This is a genomic window from Streptomyces sp. NBC_01669 (assembly GCF_026339735.1).
In the GTDB taxonomy this organism is placed as follows: Bacteria; Actinomycetota; Actinomycetes; order Streptomycetales; family Streptomycetaceae; genus Streptomyces; species Streptomyces yanii.
Map to the genome: position 1 here is coordinate 1139673 of NZ_JAPEQG010000001.1, position 23959 is coordinate 1163631.

The 23959-nt window shown below is 67.6% G+C and carries 17 protein-coding genes and 2 pseudogenes; 11 read left to right on the forward strand and 8 right to left on the reverse strand.

Annotation, left to right across the window (positions count from 1 at the left end; translation table 11 throughout):
* Positions 1-258 precede the first annotated feature (258 nt).
* From OG972_RS05080 to OG972_RS05095, 4 genes are read right to left on the reverse strand one after another with little or no spacing between them, the layout of a single operon-like run.
* On the reverse strand, positions 259-3666 hold the full coding sequence (locus OG972_RS05080; RefSeq protein WP_266978646.1) for a tetratricopeptide repeat-containing protein kinase family protein: 3408 nt from the start codon (positions 3664-3666) through the stop codon (positions 259-261).
* Positions 3667-3685: 19 nt separating this feature from the next.
* The gene (locus OG972_RS05085; protein WP_266978648.1) at positions 3686-4693 is read right to left on the reverse strand and encodes a MoxR family ATPase; all 1008 of its coding nucleotides are present in this window, start codon (positions 4691-4693) and stop codon (positions 3686-3688) included.
* On the reverse strand, positions 4690-6852 hold the full coding sequence (locus OG972_RS05090; protein ID WP_266978649.1) for a trypsin-like peptidase domain-containing protein: 2163 nt from the start codon (positions 6850-6852) through the stop codon (positions 4690-4692). The genes OG972_RS05085 and OG972_RS05090 overlap by 4 nt, the downstream gene beginning before the upstream one ends.
* A 1-nt stretch (position 6853) precedes the next feature.
* Positions 6854-7168: a trypco2 family protein gene (locus OG972_RS05095; protein ID WP_266978650.1), complete on the reverse strand. Its 315-nt coding sequence runs from the start codon at positions 7166-7168 to the stop codon at positions 6854-6856.
* A gap of 124 nt (positions 7169-7292) precedes the next feature.
* Between OG972_RS05095 and OG972_RS05100 the strand changes: the two genes are divergently transcribed.
* The 3 genes and pseudogenes from OG972_RS05100 (at position 7293) to OG972_RS05110 (ending at position 9562) form a co-directional block, all read left to right on the forward strand.
* Positions 7293-8861 (forward strand): class I SAM-dependent DNA methyltransferase, encoded by a 1569-nt coding sequence (locus OG972_RS05100; protein WP_266978651.1) that lies wholly within the window; start codon positions 7293-7295, stop codon positions 8859-8861.
* 238 nt (positions 8862-9099) lie between these two features.
* A pseudogene (locus OG972_RS05105) lies at positions 9100-9327 on the forward strand (IS5/IS1182 family transposase); the annotation flags it as partial.
* 58 nt (positions 9328-9385) lie between these two features.
* Positions 9386-9562 carry a hypothetical protein gene (locus OG972_RS05110; protein WP_266991039.1) on the forward strand — a complete coding sequence of 59 codons (177 nt, stop codon included), beginning with the start codon at positions 9386-9388 and terminating at the stop codon, positions 9560-9562.
* Positions 9563-9599: 37 nt separating this feature from the next.
* On the opposite strand, the gene OG972_RS05115 is transcribed toward OG972_RS05110, so the two are convergent.
* On the reverse strand, positions 9600-10682 hold the full coding sequence (locus OG972_RS05115; RefSeq protein ID WP_266978653.1) for a hypothetical protein: 1083 nt from the start codon (positions 10680-10682) through the stop codon (positions 9600-9602).
* Positions 10683-10969: 287 nt separating this feature from the next.
* Between OG972_RS05115 and OG972_RS05120 the strand changes: the two genes are divergently transcribed.
* The 5 genes and pseudogenes from OG972_RS05120 to cutA all read left to right on the forward strand — a co-directional run bounded on the left by OG972_RS05120 (position 10970) and on the right by cutA (position 17182).
* Complete coding sequence (locus tag OG972_RS05120; protein ID WP_265597985.1) at positions 10970-11668, forward strand: hypothetical protein; 699 nt, start codon at positions 10970-10972, stop codon at positions 11666-11668.
* Positions 11665-13647: a hypothetical protein gene (locus OG972_RS05125; protein ID WP_266978657.1), complete on the forward strand. Its 1983-nt coding sequence runs from the start codon at positions 11665-11667 to the stop codon at positions 13645-13647. The genes OG972_RS05120 and OG972_RS05125 overlap by 4 nt, the downstream gene beginning before the upstream one ends.
* A 139-nt stretch (positions 13648-13786) precedes the next feature.
* Positions 13787-15757 (forward strand): hypothetical protein, encoded by a 1971-nt coding sequence (locus tag OG972_RS05130; protein ID WP_266978659.1) that lies wholly within the window; start codon positions 13787-13789, stop codon positions 15755-15757.
* Positions 15758-16062: 305 nt separating this feature from the next.
* A pseudogene (locus OG972_RS05135) lies at positions 16063-16266 on the forward strand (transposase); the annotation flags it as partial.
* Positions 16267-16855: 589 nt separating this feature from the next.
* Positions 16856-17182 carry a divalent-cation tolerance protein CutA gene (gene cutA, locus OG972_RS05140; RefSeq protein ID WP_266978661.1) on the forward strand — a complete coding sequence of 109 codons (327 nt, stop codon included), beginning with the start codon at positions 16856-16858 and terminating at the stop codon, positions 17180-17182.
* 66 nt (positions 17183-17248) lie between these two features.
* Here cutA and OG972_RS05145 read toward each other — a convergent pair whose 3' ends face one another.
* Positions 17249-18490 (reverse strand): helix-turn-helix transcriptional regulator, encoded by a 1242-nt coding sequence (locus OG972_RS05145; protein ID WP_266990288.1) that lies wholly within the window; start codon positions 18488-18490, stop codon positions 17249-17251.
* Between the two features lie 287 nt (positions 18491-18777).
* Between OG972_RS05145 and OG972_RS05150 the strand changes: the two genes are divergently transcribed.
* Positions 18778-19131 carry an ATP-binding protein gene (locus OG972_RS05150; protein ID WP_266978663.1) on the forward strand — a complete coding sequence of 118 codons (354 nt, stop codon included), beginning with the start codon at positions 18778-18780 and terminating at the stop codon, positions 19129-19131.
* 62 nt (positions 19132-19193) lie between these two features.
* Here the strand turns inward: OG972_RS05150 and OG972_RS05155 are convergent, their stop codons facing one another.
* Positions 19194-19694 carry an SAM-dependent methyltransferase gene (locus OG972_RS05155; RefSeq protein WP_266978665.1) on the reverse strand — a complete coding sequence of 167 codons (501 nt, stop codon included), beginning with the start codon at positions 19692-19694 and terminating at the stop codon, positions 19194-19196.
* A 72-nt stretch (positions 19695-19766) separates the two neighbouring features.
* Positions 19767-21155: a Tat pathway signal protein gene (locus OG972_RS05160; protein WP_266978667.1), complete on the reverse strand. Its 1389-nt coding sequence runs from the start codon at positions 21153-21155 to the stop codon at positions 19767-19769.
* 261 nt (positions 21156-21416) lie between these two features.
* On the opposite strand from OG972_RS05160, the gene OG972_RS05165 reads away from it, so the two are divergent.
* On the forward strand, positions 21417-21842 hold the full coding sequence (locus tag OG972_RS05165) for a DUF6415 family natural product biosynthesis protein (RefSeq protein WP_266978669.1): 426 nt from the start codon (positions 21417-21419) through the stop codon (positions 21840-21842).
* Between the two features lie 233 nt (positions 21843-22075).
* The gene (locus tag OG972_RS05170) at positions 22076-23956 is read left to right on the forward strand and encodes a glycoside hydrolase family 15 protein (RefSeq protein ID WP_266978671.1); all 1881 of its coding nucleotides are present in this window, start codon (positions 22076-22078) and stop codon (positions 23954-23956) included.
* Positions 23957-23959: the final 3 nt, after the last annotated feature.

The window sequence follows — 23959 nt, forward strand, 5'->3', positions numbered from 1 at the left end:
GGAGGTTCCGATGCGACCGACCCATCACACATTGTCTTCAGCTGCCGTGCTTCGGCATCAGACAAGCACGAAACTCCAAGGTAGCCCCGAGCGCGGAAGAGTGCGATCCGCCACCTCCGTCAAGCAGATCGACTGCCTTTCAGCGAAGCTAGGCTCTGCGCGAACTGCCGGTGGCCGCTGTCGGCGAATATCCCCGTCTTGTTCCTCGGAGTAGCCGTGGTCGAGGTCGACTCCCTCTCGTCTCCGCCCGGCTGCCGACTACTGACCGGGTGCCCGCGCCGCAAGGCCCTCCATCCAGCTCTTTATGCGCCGGGACCACTCCTGAATCTCGAATGCAGCCCGGGCCCGTCCGCCTCCGTACTCGTCTAGCACGGCGAAGCTCGCGTCAATCACCCTCAGGGCGTCGTCGTAACGTCCCTCGTCGCCGAGCAGGACAGCGAAGTTGATCAGGCACTTGGCATGGTCCGTCCAGACACGCCGTGCCTCGTTCGGAGTCAGGGCGCCATAGATCTGTGTGGCCTCAGCGACGGCCGTCCGAGCCTCAGCATGCCGTCCCAGGTCTCCCAAGCGGCTGCCCAGGTTCGTGAGGCTCCTAGCCAGATCGCCCCCGCCCGCTGGCGAACCCAACTCCGCCCTTCGGCGACCGATGAGGACAGCCTCCTCGATAGCCTGGATTGCCTCACGGTGCCGGCCTGCCTCCGCCAGCCGGTTGGACAGGTTGTTCAGGGTCATGGAGTGGCCAGTGCCGAATACTCCGAAGTCCCCGCGCCTTAGCTCCCGGTACAGCGTCTCCGCTTCGGAAACCGCGTCGAGACTCTCCCCCGCCCGGCCGGCTTCGCCCAGTCGCACTGAGAGATTACTGAGGGCTTCGGCGAGACCAGACGAGAAGGAGACGGAGATACCCCCTACCGACAGCAGCTCTCGGTACACATCCACGCTCTCCCGGGCCGCAGCGAGGGACTCCTCCCGCTCCCCCTGGGAGGCCAGTTGGTTCGAGAACGTTAGGAGAAGACGGGCGAATTCCAGCCCGTAAATTCCGATGTCCCGTCCCGCCAGATCCCGAACCCGCCGGACATCCTCGGCGAGGACCTCTTCCACTACTCGGTCGGCCGTCGGGCCTCCGGACGCAAGGGCGAACGCCTCGGCCAAGGCGGCGGCGGAGGGTCTGCGGGCGGGGTCATGCTCCAAGCAACGCCAAAGAGTCCGCAGGAGCACCGCGCCGATCCCGGGGTTGCTTAAGGGACCATGTCCCGAGTTGTCGGCCCTGGGGTCGCTCCACCGTCCCGAGAGGAAGGCCAGCAGCAGCGCACCGACGGCGTACACATCGCTCTGCGGCGTGTGCGACCGCCCGTCGTCGTCCGCCTCCAGGTAGGTGTCGCTGAGGGGCAGCACGTCGCGGTGAGCGCTGTCGACTCCGTCGATCGTCGCGGTCGCCCATCCGACCAGCCGGACGTCGCGGTCGGTCACGAGAACGGCCAGGGGGGAGAGCGAGCCGTGCACGAGCCCCCGGGAGTGGGCGAGGGCAACGGCCTCCGTCAGACCCAGCCCGATCGCCAAAAGAAGCTCTTTCGGGACCGTTCCCCCGTGTTCGTCGAGAACGGCACGCAGGTTCGGTGCGGGCGGTGAGGACGGGGCGTCTGCGCGGCGGTGGACGCAGCTCGCCGCGACCCACGGTAACTCCCCCGTGGTGAGCGCCGCCACGCCGAGGAGTGCGGGGGCATGCGTGCCCTGCATGCGCGTCAAGCACTCGGCTTCCGTCCGGACGAGATCCCGCGCGGTTCCCGGGTCGCGGGTATGCAGCATGACCGGTGCCCGGACCGTGGCGCCGGTGCCGTCCTCGGCCTCGGCCAGGTACATGGTCAAGTGGGGCCAACCGTGGGCACTGCGTGCACGGAGCCGGAACCGGCCGAGCCGTACCGGGTCCTCCGGCAGGAGCTCTATCCAGCCGACTGGCGGGGCCCCACCGGGCGTGTCGTCGTACGCCTCATCGCTCTCTGCAGCTGCGGAGCCCTTGGTCCCGGCGGAAGCCCCGATCTCGCCCCGGGGGATTCCGCTTGGCCGCTCCGGCACAGGTGCCACCGGCCCGCCATCGGCGGACGGGATGCCGAGCCGCGTCAGCACCTGCTCCCGAAGCCAACCGAAGGAGCGTGCGGTGTCGTCGATGACGGCCGAGCCGTCCGGGTGCCCAACCCACGCCGGGAAGACCGGGGCGCGGCCGACGGCGACCTCAATGCGCCGCGTCACGGCCTCGGCGGTCCGCAGCAGTTCCCTCGGGGAGACGGCGCTGAGGAGAACCTGCCGGGCGTCGTCCGTGAAGTCGAACCGCCGGTGGTGCGGCAGCCGGTCCGCCCCGTCGTAGTCGAGCTCGTGCATCAAGCCGCCCAGGAACACCTCCATGAGGTGCCCAATGTCTGTCGGCGGCCCGAGGGCGCCCTGCACCAAGCGCATCACGGGCGGCGTGGCGGGGGCGACGGCCGCCACATGGGCCGCGAGCCGATACGCATCGGCTGACGCGGCCTCCCGGAAGCGGAGTACCTCTTCGACAGTGTCGCCGTTCCGGACGTCGGCTACGGTCCGGCTGGAGCCGGACCGACTGGCCTCCCACAGCGGGAGGAGCGCTGTGCAGCCGGGCGAGGAAATGAGCCACGCCCAGTCGGCGACGGCCGCAGAGGTAGGCGCGAGGACTGGGACTGGTACGGAGTCGAAGCGGACCAGGTCCGGCGGCAGGTCCGGGTCAGTGACGTGCCAGGCGCGGGTGGGGCCGCCACGGCGATGGGTGGTGACCTGCCAGTGCCGTGCGCTGATGCCGGTGCTCGCCCAGAGCCGAAACGGGAGTGCCTGGATGATCGCGGTGGGACCGCACCCTCCCCAGCGGTCCGTCACCTGGCGCATCCCGCCGTCCCGCCAGGCTTCGCCCACACCGTCGCTGACGACCAGGACGAGGGTGTTGCCGGTCGGGTCGCACAGGGCCTCCGGCCTCAGGACCCGACCGCGGTTGCAGTACGGGCTGGTCCGCAGGGACGGAGTGCCGCTGTGCGTGTCAAGTCCGTACACACGCACGTCTCGGAAGGCCCCGGCACGTTCCATCAGCGCCCGAACATCGGCGGCGAGCCGCTGCCAGAGGACCATGGAGACCCCGTCGTCAACCACGAGGGCCAGGGACAGCCAGCGAGTGCGCACCGCACGGGTGACGGTCTCGGGCACGCCCGTCTCAGCGATAGCGGCGACGGTCCGTGTGACGTCAAGTTCCTGCTGGCGCCGGTCGGGGAAACGCTGCCGCAGCGGCCGGAGGGACTTGCCGAGCGGGAGCTGCCCGGCGCCGAGGGTACTGCTGTCCGGGGCGCGGACTGCGACCGCCCGCGATAGGCCCGCGGGCGCCTGCGTGTCTTCGTCGGGACTGGGCTGCGCCGAGGCCAGGAGCGGGCGCGCAGATCGCTTCCCCGTGGACTCCGCAGCGGTCGGCTCTGGTGCGGGCTCTGCGGTCTCGGCCGCCGGCACTGTCGGCCCGTCGTGGTGGGTCTCGCCGTGCCGCTCCGAGGTCGCCGCGGCCGCGCCGGCGGAGCGCGCCAGGGGCCCGGAGTCTCGGGGCAGCTTCCCGGCGAGCCACATGGCATCGAGGAGTTCCTCGTGGGAGAGCTCCACCCCGTTCTCGGCAAGGGCCTTCATCACGCGCAAGATCACGGCGTCACACGGCTCCGCCGAGACGGTGTAGGACGCCTTGGAGGAGTGAAGCCGCGTCGAGGTTCACGCCGCCCTTGCGGAGGAAGACGGCGTTGAGCAGCTGATCGGTGGCCAGTTCGCCCTCGGTACGGCGTTCGAGGAACTCCCGCAGCAGGTCGTCCGTGTCCTCCAGGGCGTCGGGGCCGAGGTGCGCGGCGACGATGTCCCGAAGCCGCCGCTCGTTGGGCGGGGGGAGATCGAGGCGAACGCAGCGCCGCAGGAAGGCGGGCGGGAATTCCCGTTCGCCGTTGCTGGTGATGACTACAACCGGGAACTCACGGCAGCGGACGCGGCCGCGCGTGACCGGGGCGGTCTCATCCAGGTCGTCGGTTCGAACGTGTACCGGTTCGTGGCTCGCGGGCAGCCGGGTGAGTTCGGAGATGACGAACTCACCCTCCTCGAAGACGGTCAGCAGGTCGTTGGGTAGGTCGACGTCACCCTTGTCCAGCTCGTCGATGAGCAGCACGCGGGGGCGCTCCCGGGGCACAAGCGCGTTGCCCAGAGGGCCGAGCCGGATGTACTGGCCGATGTCCGGTTCGGTGCCGTCCGCGTCGCGCCGCAGGGTCGCCTCGCGCAGTCGGCCGACGGCGTCGTAGTGGTAAAGGGCGTCCTGAAGAGTTGATCGGCTGTTCACCGGCCACTGCAGGACATGATCGAGCACGAGTTCGTGAGCGATGGCGTGGGCCAGCGAGGACTTGCCCGTACCGGGCTGCCCAGTCACCAGGAGGGGCCGGCGCAGGTGGAGTGCCGCGTTCACCACCTCCACTTGGTCGGGACCGATGAGGTAGGGCCGTGGGTATGGAACCTTGTCACCGGTCACGGTCTCGTGCCGGTCGAACCGGCGCCACGGGGGTGCCGCAGGGAACGGCACCTCACGACGCTCGCCGTCTCCGCGGAACAGCCACCAGTCGGCGCCGCCGTTGGAGGATGAAGGCCGAGAGCTTGTCCCGGCCAGGGGCTCTGAGGTGGTCATGACGCGTGCGATCCTCTCCAAGGGTGCCTCAGTTGAAGCGACTCAGTCCGCGGGAGACGGCCTTCTGGTTCCCACACGAGGGAGGGCCGTGCCCGCCGCTCCGCCGGGCAAGCCGCCGAGTCGCTCCGGAAGCCCCGGACCCGCTCGGGAAGTCCCTCCAGGTCACCGGCGGGAGCCAGGTGCTCCAGTCTCCCTGCGTCCTCGTAGCCAATGGCCTCACGGTCCCACAGCACGACCGGGACGCCCAGGACGAGACATTTCAGCAACCAGGACCGACGCTCGTTGGCAGAGCCGTGCAGGACCACCCGCGCGGTATCACGATGCTTGGTCTTCAGCAGATTCACGAGCTGCCTGGCGTCGCCCGACGTCCGGCCGGTGACGAGCACCGACGCGCGTCCGTTCTTCCACCGGCGCTCCTGGTCGCCTTCGCGTTCCGGTCTTTGGTCACTGAGTTCCGGGCAGCTCAGGGAGACGCGGTAGTCTGCTCCGATCGGCCACGCCGGAAGGATGTCGTCGAGCGCTCCGGGCTCCCATTCGTCGACGGCCAAGTCGAGCCCCGCCCGGTCGACCACAACGCTCACCCACGGCACATGGTCGCCTTGCCCCGGCTCCTGGGCCGCGGCGAAGACCGCCTCGCTCAGGGTGCTCGCCGCCTCCCGCGGGGTCTTGGGCTCCGACTCCGCCTCCTTGAGCACACGGTACGACCCGTCGTCGCGGACGAGCAGAATCCGGACCCGGTACCGGTCGTCTCCCGCGGCGGGGTCGTGTGCCAACTCCATCACGATCCGTGACACCGGCGACGCTGCGCGCTTCGCCCACTGGGCGGCGTCTGCACGCCGCTCGCCCAAGGCCCCGGCGTGGATACCGAGCCGCCGGGCGGTCTTCCCCGCCCACGCGCGCAGGTCGTCGCCCAGCCCGTCGCCCGCGGCCGCCGCCACGTACTCGACGAGCCGCAGTAGCGCTGGCACCGGCGGGGCGTCCTCGGGACCGCTCACACCGTCGGACAGATCCTCCAAGCCCTCCACCACGCCACAGACGTCGTCCTCGCCGAGCTGCGGACGGGTAAGAATCTCCGGAAGTACGACGTACCGCAGCGCCTCACCGGCTGTTCGGGACAGCAGCCCCGGCTGCTTCTCGCAGACCCGGCACAGCAGGCCGATCAGAGCGTCATACTCCATCACGGAGAGCAGTGACCCGCAGTCGAGTGCCCTGGCCCACGAGAACAGATGAGTCAGAGCGGTGCGGGCCGTTCCCTGCGCGCCACTCGCGAGGGCTTCGCCGAGCGACGCGAGCGCCCGGGGATGCGCCATGAGGAGGGCCACAAGGTCGGCAGCAGAGGGCTCATAGCCCTGAGCCTCGTAGCCGAGTTCGCGCGCCAGGGTTCGGGCGTGATCGACTCGGACGCCGGGATGCGAGAACAACGGCGCAAGCAGTGTCTCCAGTTCGCGCTCCGTAGGCGTGCGCTCGGCTGCGGGCCCGGCCACGGGCAGGGGCGCACCGGTCACACTCAGCTCGGGAGACCGACCGGTTTGCTTCTCAACGTGGGACACGAACCCGCCGTCCCCGGCGAAGGAAGATACCGGCAGGGCGATCAGCCGACGGGCTCCGTAGGCATGGACCTCCTCGGTCACGACGCCGACCAGGTAACCACCGCAGAAGATCGCCGTGCCCGAGGCCCCGCCCCAGGCGTTCCCGCCGTCGGTACGGGCGGTGGGGGCCGGTACCTGGTCGAGGACATAACGGTTCTTGCCTCCGGAGAGAACAGGCAGGACACCGCGAAGGTGCTCCGGCTCCCGGGTCTCCCCTTTGGCGGCCCAGGGATAGCCGAGGCCCTGGTACGGCAGCGGTGCGGTGCCCGCAGGGCAGCCCCAGCGGACGGAGCTGGGCGGATCGATCTTGCGGTCGATGCGCAGTAGCGCAACGTCCAGTCCGTCCGGGTGGGTCCAGAGCAGCTCCGCGTCCACACGCGTCGTTTCGCCGTCGAGGGGGTGGCCTACGCGTACGGTGATTACCGGCCACAGCGTTCCCTTGTCGCGGTCCTCCAGCACATGGCGGGCGGTCAGCACGAGCTGCGGGGCGATCAGATAGCCAGAACCGATGGTTAAGCGCCCCTCACCGGTGCCCCCGCTGCGGATCAGCGCCAGTCTGCGGCGGTCCACGTCACTCCTCGTCCAGCGACCCGAACTCGTCGTCGCCGATATCGGGGCGCGCGCCCCCGAGAGCCCGGTCCTTGACCGAAAGCTTCAGCACCAGCTTGTGGGTACGGACGGTGGCTTGCTCGCCCCCCGCGCCAACGACAACCACGCCGAAGGAAAGCTTGCCCTCTCCCTTGGCAGACTTGCGCAGTTCGAGCTGCAGCTCGAGCTCCGCCTCTTCGACGCCGAAGGCGAACTGCTGGTTGGCGCCCAGCCGCTGCGCCTCGTACAGCTCCTGCCGCAGCTCCTCGATGGCTGCGGCCAGACCGATAGTCGACACCTTCGCCCCTCCCCCGGTTCAAGACACTCAGAAAACACTAGGTCCGCCGGTACGGTACAACGCTCGCGAGACACTTCGAACCTCGTTCATGGACAATAACTTGAGGAAGGAGCCCTCCACTGGCATGCCACCGCCCGACAAGAAGTCCACCGAGCAGGAGGAAACCTTGAGCGCCTCCACCCGCGAGGAGATCCAGGCGATCCTATGGAAGGCGACCGACAAGCTGCGCGGCTCCGTCGGCCCCGCCCAGTACAAGGAATTCGTGCTCGGGCTGATCTTCCTGAAGTACGTCTCCGACGCGTTCGACGAGCACCGGAACAAACTCGCCAAGGCGCTTGCCGAGGACGGCGTCCCGGACGACCGGATCAGCGACTTCCTGGAGGACTGCGACGAGTACACCAGCGCCCACGTCTTCTGGGTGCCGGAAGCCGCCCGCTGGTCGTGGATCGTCGCGAACGCCAAGAGCCAGGGGGTGGGCAAACTCCTCGACGAGGCAATGGACGCGGTCATGCGAGGGAACGCGGCGCTGACCGGCGTCCTCCCTAAGATCTTCAACCGCGACAACGTCGACCAGAAGCGTCTGGCTGAACTCGTCGACCTCGTCAGCGATGCCCGCTTTGGTAACAATGAGGAGAAGCTGGCGCAGGACGTGCTGGGCGAGGTGTACGAGTACTTCCTTGTCAACTTTGCACGGGCAGAGGGCAAACGGGGTGGTGAGTTCTACACGCCCCAGTCGGTAGTCCGGCTGATCGTGGAAATCCTCGAGCCGTACGAGGGGCGAGTGTACGACCCGGCATGTGGTTCGGGCGGCATGTTTGTGCAGGCCAGCAAGTTCATCGAGGCGCACCGGGGGCGCAGCCACAAGACCGACATCGCGGTCTACGGCCAGGAGTCGAACGAGCGCACGTGGCGACTGGGCAGGATGAACCTCGCCGTCCACGGCATCGACGGCAATCTGGGGCCTCGTTGGGGCGACACCTTCGCCGACGACAAGCACCCTGACCTCAAGGCCGACTTCGTAATGGCCAACCCACCGTTCAACATCAAAAACTGGGCGCGGGACGAGGGTGACGCCCGCTGGCGGTACGGGATCCCTCCAAGGAACAACGCCAACTTCGCGTGGCTCCAGCACGCCGTCTCGAAACTGTCCGACCGCGGGACGGCTGCCGTCGTCCTCGCCAACGGCTCACACTCCTCGCCCAGGATCGAGGCTGAGATCCGCCAGGCGATGGTGGAAGCTGACCTGGTCGCCTGCATGATTGCCTTGCCGCCCCAACTCTTCCGGACGACCCAGATCCCGGCCTCCGTGTGGTTCCTGACCAAAGACAAGTCCCCTCAGGGCGCGACACGCCTGGACGACCGACGCGACACAACCCTTTTCATCGACGCCCGCGGAATGGGCGAGATGGTTGACCGGACCGAGCGGAATCTGACAGAAACTGACCTCGCAAAAATCGCCAGCACGTACCACGCCTGGCGAGGCACGGCATCAGCACGGGAAGCAAACCTGGCCTACCAAGACGAGTCCGGCTTCTGCTTCTCGGCGGACATAGCGACTGTGCGCGAGCATGAATACACATTGGCCCCGGCGCGTTATGTCGGCGTCGGCTCTCCGGGGGCCCTGGATCCGCCAGCGGTCCCGCGGAGCGGGCCCGCCAGCCTGATGAAGGACCTGTACGCCATCTTCGACTGAGAACCGCCAGCGAGAGCCCCGGCATCGCGCACACCGTGTGGTCCCCAACTGGTCCCCAAGCCGCCCCCATGGAGCCCTGCAACGCCACCCCGACCTCGCCGCGCGCTCGCAAGCCTGAGACCACCGCTCCTCCGACCACTCGCTCACTGCAAAGCAGCCGCGACTTCGAACTGCCTCATCCACCGGGTCCTCTTCCTCCGGTGCCGTAACGCAGCACGTCTGGCCGTCCCAATCGTGGGTGGGGGAAGCCCGCCGATGAGAGAACCCGTCCCTCGTGATCATCGACACCCAGTCCATGCGTGCGGCCGCCGGTGTCCCGAGGACCACGACCGGACTGGACGTCAACAAGAAAGTGTCGGGCGCCGAGCGCGGGCTAGCCGAGGATCTCCTGGGCCTGGCCATCGGCGTGGTCGTCCTGCCGGCTTCCGTCCACGACAACACCGCCGGCATCGCCCCGCTCGACCAGGCCGTCGAGACGCCCCGACCTGCCCCAGACCGAGACGAGCACCGCCTACCACGCCATCGTGAACACCTTCAACCAGCACCCGGACCAGGCATTCCGGGCCCGGGAACTGCACGAACTCCCCGACATGCCCACCGACGAAGCGGCAGTCAACATCACCCGAAGCCGCCTTGTACGCCTCCTCCGCCAAGGCTTCCTCACCCAACCCGGACGAGGCCGCTACCAGAAACAGACATAACGTCCACTGAGATACCCGTCTGCCGGCGGAGCCTGGCTCACTGGTCCCAGTTCTCGTCACCGACGGCATGAGCGGCGAAGTCGCGGATGGCGTCTTCGACTTCGATCTGGTGTTCTCGGTCGAGCTTGCGGAAGTTGGCCTCGAACTCGTCCTCCGGCATCGCCTCAAGGCTGGTGGACAGGGTGACGACTAGCTGTTCCTGCTCATCGAAGCTCAGTTCTTCCGTAGCCAGATGCCCAACTCGTGGATGGTCGTGCTGCTCATGGACAGATCCCCGGAGTGTCACGCCGCCCTCTTCGTCGTCCAGCGCCGCGTGCAGCACGCTCATCAGTGCGCGCTCGGCTGCCCGTTCCTCGTCCTCGTCCACCTCCACACTCTCCCAACCCTCCGCGTAGCGCAGCACGTTGGTTAGCGTCTCGAGGTCGGCTTCGCCGCGCGGACCCTCGAATGGGGAGTGCAGGACGGTCGACAGTGCCCGGCGCGCCCAGCGCGCCACGGTGGCGGCGTCCCCCTCAGGCATCCACGGGTAGTACGGCATCCGCCCGATTTCGCCCAGCCTCTTCGTGAGCGCTGCATACTCCGAACCAGGTCGGAGGCCCGTCGCGCGGTCGAGCGCGTCGGCGAAGTCCGTGAGCAGCGTTAGGTCTGCCTCGGCGACCTCGAGGGTGGTCAGGTGCACCACGTTCCCGCCGTCGTAAGGACCCGTCAGTAGTAGCACATTGGGCGTGGGCGGGTACTCCTCCATGTGGCCGTCCGCGAACTCCTCCGTCCCCTCTGGCAGCGAGTCGCGTACCCGCCAGTACGCCTCAGTGACGTCCTCGATAGGCGCGCCAGGAACCGGAACCTGCCTTGACTCCCGGTACCCCGCCAGCACCCCCTCATGGTCCAGAACCATCTCCGCTCGAAGCCTCAAGAGGAGTCCGTCCAGTTCGAAGAAGCCAGCGAGGGCTTCCGCTACGAGAGGCAGCAGGACGCCGGCGGGGTGCTGCGGTTGCTGGCCGCCGGAGAGGGTGCGGTCGTTCGCCCGCATTGCCTCGGTGTACCGCGTACCCATGGCCTGGCTCTGCTGGCGGATCTCCCGTGTGCGCTTGCGCGACTTCCTGGGACGGCTCGTGGGCATGTCTGTCTCCATACAGCAGCGCGACCCACGCACACGCCGCTTTGAAGGCAGGCGAATTCCAATTGCACGATGCGTCGAAGGACGGCTTGGCCTACCAACGAGGCTCCGACGTGGGCGGAAGACCCCTTCAGCGGTCGGCGGTCGTGGCCGCCTGCACAGCAGCATACCGACCCGGCGGCAGCGGCACCAACGAACCCCAGACGCTTCCGCGCCAGAGCGGAGCGGTGCACAAATTCCCCTTGGTCACCCCATGGTCAACTTTGTGTGCCGATGGCTACGCTGTGGCGATGGATCACGAGGGGGAGGGGCCGGGGGGCCCGGTGACCAGTCGGGAGCAGGACGCGGTGCGCCTGCTGCTGCTGATCGACGGAGCGTGTGAGCCGCTGAGCGAGGCGGACAGGGTTGTGCCGCTGCTGGAACACGCGGTCGGAGTCATGCGCACGCAGGTCAAGCTGCAGAAGCTGGACTTCTGGCTGCGTAACCCGGACTACCTGGCCAACGAGCTGCTGACCGAATATGAGAACGACCGGGAAGAGGCACTGCTTGACATCGCCGACCGGATCCTCCGCTCTGAGGAACCGGAGGTCAGGCGGTACCCGATGCTGCGACACCACTTCGGCGCCTACGAGTGGCTGGACGATGCCCTGGCGGTGCTGCGCAGCGCTGGACTGCTGGTCCGCAGGCGCAGGGGCACGGTCAACCGAGTACGTCAGCACGACTATTTCCTCCTGGAAGAGGGCCGCCGGGTGTCCCGGGAGATCATCCGTGAGGCACCGGCCTTCGACTACTACGTGCAGCGGGTCGAGCTGGTCCTTCGGCTCGCGGGCGAGAAGTCCGGCAGCGAGCTGAAGAAGCAGCAGTACCTGACGCGTGAGTACGCCGAGACACCGCGCGGGACCCGGATCGCGTCGATCAGCGAGCAGGCCCGTCGGCGCCTGACAGCCATCCGGCACGAACTGCAGGAACAAGAGGCGGGGGCCGCATGAGCACGTTGCAGACCGAAGTTCTGTTGGAGACACGTATAGCGGACAAGGCGGGCGTGCCGGTCGATGACGTCCGCGACGTGTTCACCGAGTACGGGCTGCCGCTGGTCGTCTCTCCCGCGCGCCCACGGTCGCTGCGGGTGCACCGGCTGCGCGTGGTCGGCGAACGCACCGGTGATGTCGAACCAGGCCCCTTCAACACCCCTATGACTTTCTCTGCCGGTCTCACGGCCCTCGTCGCGTCCAACTTCCGCGGAAAGACCTCGGTACTGGAGCTGCTGACGTGGTGTCTTCGCGGCACCCCGCGCAGCGAGATGCAAAACCGTGTCCGCGGCTGGCTGCGCCAGGTGGACCTCGACGCGACGATCGCCGGCGAGGCCATGGGATTCCGGCTCGACCTCGCAGACGGAGAGATCACCTCGGCCGCCGTTCTGACAGGCAAGGATGCCGCCGCGCTGGCCGATGTCCGGGCTCCCGATCCCGCTCGCGGCGTCACGGCGCTGCTGCGAGCGGCCAGCACCGACAGCTACGCGGAACAGATCGCCGGACTGATGCTGGGCCGCATGGACCTGCAGCCGCTGGTCAACAGCTTCAAGGAGACCAGCACGCAGACGCACGGGTGGCCCGCCTACTTCGGCGCCGTCTACCTCCCGGCCGGCGGCGACAAGGCACTGCTGGGCGAAGTGGCCACCAACGGGTTGCCCGGCCGCCTCCTGCAGGTGTTCCTGGACCTGCCCGCCGCTGCCGCCCTTACCCGAGTCAAAGCCGTGCGCGATGTACGGGTAGCCGAAGCCAAAGCCCGCCGCTCCGCAGCACAGGCCGAAGCAGCGGAGCGCGCTTTAGAGCGAGAGCACCTGGAGACCGAACTCAGCCGGGCGCGTGACCACCTGGCCGACCTGCTCCCCGACAGCGAGAACGACACTCCTCTGGTCGACCTCGCCAGCGCCGCCGTCCAGCTTGCCCGGACACTGGCCGATGCCCAGCAGGCGTGGGACGAAGCATCCACAACCTTCCGCCGGGCCCGTACCGAGCGCCAACAGGCCGCCAAGCTCCTCAACGATGTCACCGAAAGCGCCACCGCACGTCTGCTCTTCCATGGCCTGAACCCGTCCAGCTGCCCACGCTGCGACCAAGCCATCGACGACACCCGCCGCCAGCAGGAGCACCAGTCCAGCACCTGTGCGGTCTGCGCCCGGGAAGTAGGCGGCGACGACGAAGAGCCACAAGAGGTGACCGACGAGGCACGGGAACGGCTGGCGACCAGCACAACCGTCGAAGTGACCGCCAAAGAGGCTCTCGAGCGGGCCGAGGAAACAGTCGACAGCCTGACCCGCGAGCTGGAGGCGGCAGAAACACAGTTGCGACGCGCGCAGTCGGCGGCCCAGCTTCCCGCACGCCTGGCCGCGCAGGAGAAGGTGCTGCGCCTGGAGGGCGCCCTCAGCGTCTTCCGTGAGCCAGAACCACCAGCCGCGGACACCGCGGAAGCAAGAGCCGTCACCATCCTCACGGCCGCCGCCTCTTTGCTGGACCAGGACAGCAAGGACGCCGCCGCCGCACTCTTCCAGGAGGTCAACCAGGAGATCGCGGAACTGGCGATCCTCTTCGGAGTCCCGTCCTTGGAAAAGGTGGCCATCGACCGCAGCGCTCGGCTGAGGATCTTCCCCCTGGGCAGCAAGCCGGAATGGTTCACGGAGCAGTCGGCGGGTGCACGCCTGCGGCTGCGGATCGCCGTCGTCATCGCCCTGCTACGCGTCGGCCGCCGCTACGGCGTCTCAACGCACCCAGGACTGCTTCTCATCGACAGCCCCAAGTCCGAGGAAATGCAGTCCGACGACGCCCGTAAGCTCTTCACAGAACTGGCGTCCGTCGCGGCCGAGAGCGACCTGCAAGTGGTCATCACCACCGCAGACTTCGATCTCGCCCAAGCCACGCTGCCCGCCCCCACCATCCGGCAGGCCGAGGTCGGTGCTTCCCTGTGGTGACATACGACATTGGCAGGAAAGGACGGACGCTGTGCCGCAACTCGCCGACCGGCTCTCCGTACTAGCCACCGAAGGCCAGCCCATCACCTTCCCCGCCATCGGTCTCGCTCTGGACACAGTCGCCACCCAGTCGCAGGACGTGGCCGCCGGCCCCTTCGCCGCCTACCTTGCTGAAGCCGTCGCGGACGCCTTCGACCGCGAAGACACCCAGTGGCAGCCCGCCGCCAGCGCCTTTCCGCAAGGTCTCGGCGCACAGCGCAGCGTCCTGCACCTCAGCGCATCCATCGACGCCCTGCTGAACAGCCCCGCCGCGGCCAAGGCTATGGGCAAAGCTTTGAACTCCGCCCTCCTCGACGATCTCCACACGCACATCGAACGCCTCCCGCTCCTCGCCGCCGCGCGTCTTGAAGCCGCACTACGGCTGGCCGTCGGCGACGCCGTCACGCCGTTCAAGGTGTGGCAGGCCCTCGAGGAAATCCCCAGTGGGAGCCCGGAGGACTTCACCGAGCGACTGCCCCGTCTGCTCGGGCTCTCCCTCGACCGTTGGGCTGGTGAGGACTCCATTGCCGACACGCTGCGCACCACCCTGCAGAGCCTAGTCCACGACGAGGCCACCGACGTGGACGCTATGTTCGAACTCGGGTGTGACCTACTGCGCCGCGCGTTGTCCGCCAATGACGTTGGCACCATCACTGCCTTCCTCACACAGGCCCGCAAGCAGTTCGAGACCGCCGCCCAGGCTGAAGAAGCACGCGACGACGCCCGCGCCTACGCCGCCGTCTGCGACGCCGTCCTGGCTTTCAGCCGGCACGACACCGTCACCATCGAACGTGCCGCCGACCAGATTGCCGAAGCCCTCGACCGGCGTGAAGCCTGGCTCAGGTGCACCCACGAAGCCGCGTGGCTCCAACCCCGGCGCTCGGCCGAGATCGCCTGGCACCGGCTCATCCTGCAACTGCGGGCCGCTGCACGAGCCCTGCACGAAGACGCCTGGCTGGACGCCTGGCAGGCCCTCGACACCGTGGTGAGCGCCTACCGCGCCGCCCGCACCGTTTGCCCCTTCGTCAAAGAAGCAGGACAAGGTATCAGCCGCCTGGTCCAGCCGGCGATCGAGGACCGCTTCCTGCAACAGCAGGCGTTCCTCGCTCAACTCCGCCGGGCTGCTGAGGAGAGCGACCAGCACGCCGTCCACGGCTTCGACACGGAGACCGCCGCCGCCCTGCTCAACGCCGTCGAAGCCGCCGCGCATCGGGAGAGCGGAACGGACGCTATCCCGGCAGCCGGGGACGGCAGCGATGACGACGACCCTGACGGAGGGCAGATCAGCCGCCTGCAAAGACATGCGCCCACACTCCTTCTCCTGCTGGGAGAACGAGCACTGAGTGTCGGCAGCGCACTCGACGACGGACAATTGCGTCTCGTGGAGGGGCTCGCTTACGACAGCGACGTCGCCCGCCTTGAGGCGACCGACCCACTCGTCGTGCCTCAACTGGACAAGATAATGACCGAACTGTCCAGGCAGCCCGCCTTCGTCGGCGAGACCCGCCGAACATTCCTCGCGCTGGTCGAGCAGACCCTCCTCTTCCTCAAGAGCCGCGCCAACATGACCCGTACGAACCTTCTGGGTAAAACCAAAAAGGAAGAACCGCCACCATTCGACTACCGGCGCAAGCCGGAGAAGGCGACGGACCGCAAAGCTGTCGAGGCGGACCTGCAACGCGACTACCACCAGTGGCTCCAGAAGGGACCGCTGCACAGCGTGGTCCTGGTAGAGACCGAAGACGACGCCATGGGACGCGCAGACGTCATGGTGCACTTCGGTTCTCTGCGCTACCTGACCGAGGTCAAACAGAACAGCACCAGCAACGACCGCACTTACCTTGAAAGCCGCTACCTGACTCAAACCACCGAATACAGCAATACCAACGCCCCGTACAGCCAACTCCTCGTCCTGGACCTCACACCCAAGACCGGCTCCCAAGGCAACTTGCGCCTCGACGAGGCGTCCTGGACGACAACCCACCGGCCCCACGGAGCGACGACAGACAGGGCCGTTGTCACAGGGATCGTCGCAGGAAATCGAGTGACCCCCTCTGTGTACTCGCGCTAGGTCGAGCGTCGGCACGTATCGGGCACTGAAGTCCCAGCGCGACGCGTACTCCCTGTCGCATGATCAGCGAAGCGAGCGCATGGACTTAAAGAGCGTTTGTCCCGACCGGGGTGCTTCATTGCAGTTCAAGGTGGCGGACCGCTTCGGGTCGGCTGGGGCAGTAGACGTCTCTTGTGGCAGATGTGGTGGATGACGGCCTTCGAGTGACCGTTTCGAACCCTTTGCTCCTATCTGATCCCAACACGCCTCCGGTCACGCCTGTTTGCGCCCTATGGCGGGGCGGCGGCCATCGGTACTACGGAAACATGCCTCGTCGACAGCGGCCCTACCCGAGTGACCTGTCCGATGCCCGTTGGGAACTGGTCGAACCAACCCTGACAGCCTGGCGAGCCGAGCGCAGAGGGAAGGGCCTGGACATCGGGCGGCCGCCCGAACACGACCTGCGCCGGATCATGGACGCCATCCGCTACGTCGACCGGACCGGGATCCCGTGGCGATACCTGCCGCATGCCTGAAGCGCGGCCACAACGTTCGTCACCCTGGCCGCCGCCGTGACGGCCGTAATCACCACACTTTTGCCCTGAGGGCACCACCCCTTCGCGGCTGGTGGCGGACCGGCGCGCAGGCGAACCGGGCTGCGCTTCAGCACAGACCAACTGCTCGCCAATGTGGCGAGCGGCTGCATGTACCGGGCACTGGTCCCCAGTCTTGGTCCCCAAGCCAGCACGGCTTCGTCTTTCTCGCTTCGGCACGCACGTCATGTACCTGCGGCACCAGCATTGATTTCGAGCGCGCAACCAAGGAGCTCGCGGCAACCATCCATTGGCGAAGCACGTGGCCGGGAGAAGTGCGTTTTAGCCAACCGGGGTCCCGAAGGAACGAGGCACAGGCGCTGCTGCCTGCCGATCTCGAACAGCCTTTACACGAGAGGACCTTCACCGTGGGGTAGAAGCGACGCAGCACTCCGAGTGACACGATGCCGTCTAACTGAATCAGGCGGTGGGTGAGTCCCGCCCATCTTCACTGGTAGCGACCGACTTTCGGCATGCGCTGGACGGCTGGATAGGGTCGCGGTACCCGAGATGGAGAGGTAGTTGCATGGCCCACGAGATTGTGATCGCGCAGACGACCAGTAACGATGAGGATCAGGCGAAGGCGCTAGCTCGGGGCGCGGTGGAGGGCAAGTTGGCAGCGGGCGTTCACATCGATGCGCCGATCACCGCCTTCTATTGGTGGAAGGGGAAGGTCGAGATGGCGCAGGAGTGGCGGATCTCGTACATGACTACGGCGGACCGCCTCCCGGTGCTGGAGGCGTGGCTGCACGAGAAGCACCCCTATGACGTCCCCCAGTGGATCACGCTGCCCGTGACCGGTGGGTCGGAGGCGTACCTGTCCTGGGTAGTCGAGGAGACGGCACAAGACTGAGAAGCGTCGGGCCGGCCATACGGTGTTCGCGTCCTGAGCTTGCTCGCCTACCGCGCGCAAGGAGAGTCAGGACGCGAACTGCCGCAGGTAGAAAGCGAGTTCCTGCTGGCTGTCGGGGAGGGAGGCTGCGATAGTCGCCGCACGCTCCTTGCCCATCGTGTTGGGCTTAGCCTGTGCCGCAGACGCGAACTGGCGTGCCACGTAGATCCCTTGGTCGACGTCACCTCCACGCAGGAGGGCCGAAGCGAGATCTCCGAGGACCACAACGCCTCCGTCCGGGAGTTCAGCTCCGAGACGGTGGACTGCGGTGTCGGCTGTAGCGGTGAGTTCGGGACGCCGCAACCGCCCGTATACGGAGAGAGCCAACGAGTCCATGCGGTACGGGGTCACGAACCGAACCCACGCCTGCTCGCTGGTGTGATCCGCGAAGTCGTAAGCGAAGCGCGCTCGGTCCAACGCCCGGAGCGCTCCCGTCTCGTCGCCGGCTGCCGCAGCTTCCTCCGCGTGCCTACCGAGGACCCAGGCGGCAGCAGTAGCGTTGCCGTGGCCTCGCACGTCGTTGGCCGCCTGGGAAAGGAACTCCAACTTCACCTTCGGCGTTGAAGCGCCGTAGCTGGCGTAGGTCAGGGCCAGGGCTCGGAGTGGAGGGTGTCCAGCGGTTGCCGCGCACTGCGACGTGACCTTGTAGTAGGCATCGGCTTTGTCGAGCTCGCCAAGGTCCCAGGCCACCCAACCAGCCAGGGCAGCCGTTTCTCCGGCTGCGAGGGTGAGAGCCCGTTCGTGCTCGCCGGCACGAGGCAGAGCGGCGGTGATCGCGTCAAGATGTGACTCGACCGTGCTTTGTAGTCGCCGGGCGCTGAGGTTGAGTTCCTGGACGTGCAGTTCAGCAGCCCGGTCGATGAGCGCGACGGCGGAGGGCGAATCGATCATGGACCCCTTACCGAGGGCGAGGGCGAGTCGCCCCCAGGGCTCGGCAGCCGCGCTCACGCCAATAGCAGCGCCACCCAGCAGTGTGCGACGCTTCACGGCGTCCTGGTCCTCCCCTGCATTGGCATACCCCATTCTCTTGCGAGCGCGGGCAGCCTTTGCCTCCCGACGTAGTTCCTCGAAGGGGACACCGCAGGCCGCCGCGATGTGGCCGATTGTGTGATTGGTAGGGACGTTCTCGAAGTTCTCATAGCGGCTGATCTCTCGGCGGGTCATGGTCTCGCGGCCGGAGACAGCGTTGATCGCATCTGCCTGCTCCTCCTGCGTCCGGCCCGCATCCTGCCGAAGCCGTAGGAGAAGGCCAGCGAACGGATCTGGCATGAGTGTGACCTCTATTGGTGGGCGGAATCCAATCATGACCTCAATTCCCCCTCCAGTTTCCCCCCTTGACAGAATTTTCCCCCGCGGGATTCCCCTGGTCGACGGCGTCTCCGCGCGATGCGATAGCCCCCATGACCAGGCTCCAAGAAGCACCCCCGCCCGACAGGGGCATCCGAGGCTCTGCGGCCACAGCAGGCGCGTCATACGTGAGGTCAGTTCAGGAGGACCGACGCAGCACATCAGCATGGGCAGAAGTACCCGCGGCATCCCATGCCTGTCAGGCGGCCTTGCTCCCTGATCTCAGGGTAGTTGCGGTGATGCGGCAGGTAGCCAGGGCGTTCCTGCGGCGGTGCCGTGTTTCGAAGCCGGTGGCAGAGTTCGTTGTACTGGCCGTCTCGGAGCTGGTCACCAACGCGGTGATTCAGGGTGAGGGCGAAGTCATCGTCCAGATCACGGTGGCCGGCGACGTAGTGCGCGTCTCCGTAACCGACCACAACCCGGTTCCAGCAGCACTCAAGGAAGCCGGACGCGACGGTGAATCGGGGCGCGGGATCCGCCTTGTCGACGCGATCTCAGACGTGTGGGAAAGCAACGGTGAGGAGACGTGGTGTGAGTTCCGGGACGCGAGGGCTGCGGCTTGAGTCAGACCTCCAGCCGGTCCTCGACCATGCGAATGACGAGTAGCACAACTCAGTCACTCCCGCTACGCAGAGCGCTCCGAGGGCCGTTCCGTTGCCTTCGCCCAGTAGTTCGGTTCAAGCATCTCGCCAGGCCATGCCGGCTGACAGATCGGGCCCCGAGGCCCCATCTGCTCGAAATACGGCGCCAGGTCAATCACCGGCGTCCCTTCAACGGCGTCGAGATCGGTGACCAAGAGGTCCCGACCTTCGACCTTCAGCAACCGCGGGTAACTGATCGCCAGTTGGTTGGGGCGCCGGTGGTTGCGGTGGACAAACGTACCCGTCGCCGGCCAGTTCTGGTTTCCCCGAGGACTGCGTGCATGGAGCTGGACGTCTTCGGGTTTCGCCAGGTGGAAGCGCCAGGTCACGACCAGGTGAGAGAACTCCTCAATTCCTTGCAAGGTCTCGAGCGGATACGCGTCGTCGAGCCTGATGATCGATTCGACCGCGCCTTGATAGTCGTCCTGAACGCGGGTGTGGCCCCCGACGACGGTTGCAATCGATTCGACCTCGTACGTCACCATCAGCGCTCGTTCCTCTCCCTGGGCGTAGCGCGTGCGGCGGCCTCCGGCCGGCGCCGCGGATCTGCTCGTCGGTCAGCCTATGGCGCGCAGCATGTCTCGCGCTCGCCGGTCCAGTTCGGCGATGTGGCGACCGCCGCGTTGCCGGACGGGCGAGAGGTCACTCTGCATGCGGACGATGACGTCGCGGGCGCGGCCGGACTGGACGCCGACCATGGCGTCGAGGGCCCGGTTCCAGGTGGCACACGCCTCGTCGAGGCGTCCCTGCTGTACCTGGACGGCGCCGAGGTAGCCGAGGGTCACGCTGTGGGTGCGGGCGTATTGCTGTCGGCGGCGGGTGGCAACGCTGCGCTGGAAGTGGATCTCCGCGTCCAGCGGCTGGCCAAGGTCGCGCAGGGCGCAGGCGGTCTCGTGGGCCAGGGAGGCTTCTTGGAAGAAGCCCACACGGCTGGGGGCATCGTTGTTGTCTGCGTGGGAGAGATCCCGCTCTGCACGGCTAATGGCCGCGAGGGTGCCGGCGCGGTCGCCGTCTGCCGCGAGGGCTCGGGAGTGAACGATCGCGAACAGAGCCCTCTCGCGGTGGCTAGCCTGGCCGTAGCGGTCGCGGGACATGGATGCTTCGGCCAGGGCGAGCGCTCGCCGAGGGTGCCCGAGGTCCACAGCTTGGTGCGCGAGGGCGCGCAGGATGTGACCCCCGAGCGGCCCGTCGCCCGCCTCGGCCGCGATGCGGGCCGCCAGGGTGAGATAGCGCTGGGCGGTGCGGTGCTCGGAGGCGTCGAAAGCCATCCACCCCGCCAGGTAGGTCATCTCCGCAACGGCCGAGTACGTGTCGCGACGGACCTGCTCCGTGCGGAACCTGCTGCCGAGCAGGGGCACCGTTTCGTCGCGAAGGTGGCCGGCGAGGGCCGAGCGCCCCGAGGCTCCACCGCGCTGCTGGTCCCGAGCGGAGTAGAAGGTCGTCAGGTCGCGGACATCATCGATGTCGGCCTGGGTCACCAGCCGGGGGGACACTGCTGGGCGCTTCGCCGCTGCGTTAGGGGCGGCTGCCCACCACGAAGCGGTGGGCAATGCGAGGCCGGCGGCCGAGTACGCGGTCGTCGCCAGCAGCTTGCGTCGGTGCATATCGAGGTCGTCGCTTCCAAGCTCGGCGAGCACGGTCAGAGGGTCGACGCTCCAGTCGGAACCGCTGTCGGTCGTGCCTGCCGGCTCGCCTTCCAGCCCGAGGTCAGCCAGGGTGAGGCGGCGGCCGAGCCTGCGGGACAGCGTCTCGCGAAGGATATGGGGCGCCCTTCCACTCGGCCGCGTGCCCTGGACCCACATGGCGATGTGCGAGCGGGAGATGGCCTCCAGCTCACGCGCGCCGCTCTCCGCGGCTACTCGGGCAACTGCGGCGGCTACTTGTGGCTGGGACCAGCCTGCTTCACGCAGGAGTGCGGCGAGGGCGACGTTTCGCGCACGGGCCATGGGCTGCCCCTCAGTTCCGAAATGATCTTTGACGCCTTTGACGGCCTTTGGGGCGGCGCAGGCATACCCCTCGGCAGGGATTCACGGTTCGCTCAACGTAGCGGTCGCACTACTCAAATTGCATGTCAGTCGTCGGTATTCCACGGCGAACCCCACTCAACTTTGGCTAATCCGAACGGGAGTTGTGCCATGCGTCTCTCGCTGGTCCTACATCGGGAACCCTATCTCCGCGATGGCCGAGGCAGGCGGGACCACTGCACCATGGGGCCGGCTGAGCTGACGCGCGATCAAGCGGTTGCCGCGGCGAAGACGGTGGCGCTCCTGCTGGGCGAGGAGTCACCGCTGCCGGAGAGCGCCAGCGATGTGGAGGAACTCGCGCGGCGCCTTCGTGGTCACATCAGCCAACTTGGGCTCGTCGTAACGCCGGGAGCGTCCGGGCTGCACGGCGCCCAGCAGCTCGCTTCGGAGGGCGTCCCTGACGGCTACATGCCCAGCAGGGTGCATCTGGTCAGGCTGGCCGAGGCCACCCAGGCACTCGTCGCGACCGTACAAGCTCACGGCTTTGTCCCAGCGAAGCCGAGGCGGAGACGACGTTGGTGGAAGCCGCAACTGAACGTGCTGCGCGGCTCGGTCTTCGCTGTCGCCTTCGCCCTCTTGGCCCTCGCCGCATCGGTACCCCGGACATGACCGTCACCGGGGCAGTTCTTATCGCGGTGGTTCTCGGCCCGATGGCGTGGCTGACTCTCCGCGGTGGCCGGGCAACCGGCCGCGCCGCTCCCCAGGACAGGGACTCCGCACCGGGGCAGAACCGGCCTCCCCCGCGCAAGTGACCACGGAGTCCTTCCTCATCTACCGTTCCCGGCTGCTGCTGCGGCCTTGATGCCATCCCCGGATCCGCGGGGTCTACGGAGATCCACACGATGACTCGTCTTCCGCGTATCGAGCAGTACGGCCTGATCGGCGACATGCAGACCAGCGCCCACGTCTGCGACGACGGCTCGATCGACTGGCTGTGCCTGCCCCGCTTCGACTCGCCGGCCGTCTTCGCCGGCCTGCTCGGCACCCAGAAACACGGCTCCTGGCAGATCACCCCGGCTGCCGTCCGATCCGATGCCGGAGCGGTCGCCGAGCGCCGGTATCGCGGGGACTCTCTCGTCCTCGAATCGCTTTGGCGCACCCCGACCGGATCGGGCCGGGTGATCGACTTCATGCCTCCGCGCGACGGGGCACCGCAGGTGATCCGGATCGTCGAGGGCGTGACCGGTGAGGTGGAGATGGTCTCGGCTCTGCGTCCGCGGCCGGGATATGGCAGCGTCAGCCCGTGGATCCACGAGGTCGGCGGCCGCATGGTGGCGGAAGCCGGCGCGGACGCCCTGTGGCTCGACACCTGCATCAAGCAGGTGGAGAAGGACGGCGTCATCGTCAGTACCTTCGCCGTCGCCGCTGGGCAGAGCGTGGCGTTCGTGCTCAGCTGGTGCCCCTCCCACGCAGCCGCCCCGGACGTTCCTGACCCGGAGGCCGCGTTGGCTGAGACGCTCACCTTCTGGCAGGACTGGACGCAGGGAGGCACCTACGAGGGCCCCTACCGCGAGCCCGTGGTCCGTTCCTCGATCGCGCTGAAGGCGATGACGTATGCGCCGAGCGGAGGAATCGTCGCGGCGCCGACCACCTCGCTGCCCGAGGAGATCGGCGGCGGACGGAACTGGGACTACCGATTCACCTGGCTGCGGGACGCCTCCACAACCCTTGCCGCGCTGCTGGGGACCGGGTACCGGCAGGAGGCCCAGGCGTGGCGGCGATGGCTGCTGCGGGCCGTGGCCGGTGATCCGGAGAACCTGCAGATCATGTACGGGATCGCAGGTGAGCGTGACCTGCGGGAGCGGCTGCTGCCGTGGCTTCCGGGATACGAGGAATCAACCCCGGTGCGGGTCGGGAACGGGGCGGCGGACCAACTGCAGCTCGATGTGTACGGCGAGGTGATCGAGACTCTGTATCTCGCGCATCAGAGCGGTGTCGCGCACTGCGCCGACACCGCGGTCCTGCACCGGCGGCTCATCGAGCACCTGGTCGAACGCTGGCAGGAGCCCGACGAGGGGATCTGGGAGATCCGCGGGGTACGCCGGCACTTCGTGCACTCCAAGGTGATGGCCTGGGTGGCCATCGACCGCACCATCCGCCTGGTAGAGGCCGGCGCCCTCGACATGAACCTGGATTCCCTGGTCGAGCTGCGCGAGACGATCCACCGCGACGTCTGCACTCAGGGGTTCGACCCGGTACGCAACACCTTCACCCAGTCCTACGGCTCGCAAGAACTGGACGCCGCCACGCTGCTGATCCCCCGCGTCGGCTTCCTTCCGCCCGACGACCCGCGCGTCATCGGCACCGTGGACGCGGTGCGCCGGGAGCTGGCCACGCCGGACGGGCTCGTGCGCCGGTACCCGACGGTCGGCGACCACGCCGGGGTGGATGGTCTGAAGGGCGATGAGGGCACGTTCATCCTCTGCTCCTTCTGGCTCGTGGATGCCCTGGCCTTGACCGGCCGCCTGGATGAGGCCCACACCCTGTTCGAGCGCCTGCTCGCGCTGCGCAACGACCTGGGCCTCCTCGCCGAGGAGTACGACCCCGTCCAGCAGCGTCAGCTCGGGAACTTCCCGCAGGCATTCAGCCACATGGGCCTGATCCAGAGCGCCCGGCTCCTTCATCAGCTGTGTCCACGCGGTCCTCCCCCCACCGAGGCGCGGCCTGCGTTCCTGCGCCCGGGTCACAGGAGCGCAGGCCGCGACAGACCTGCAAGGACCTGACGT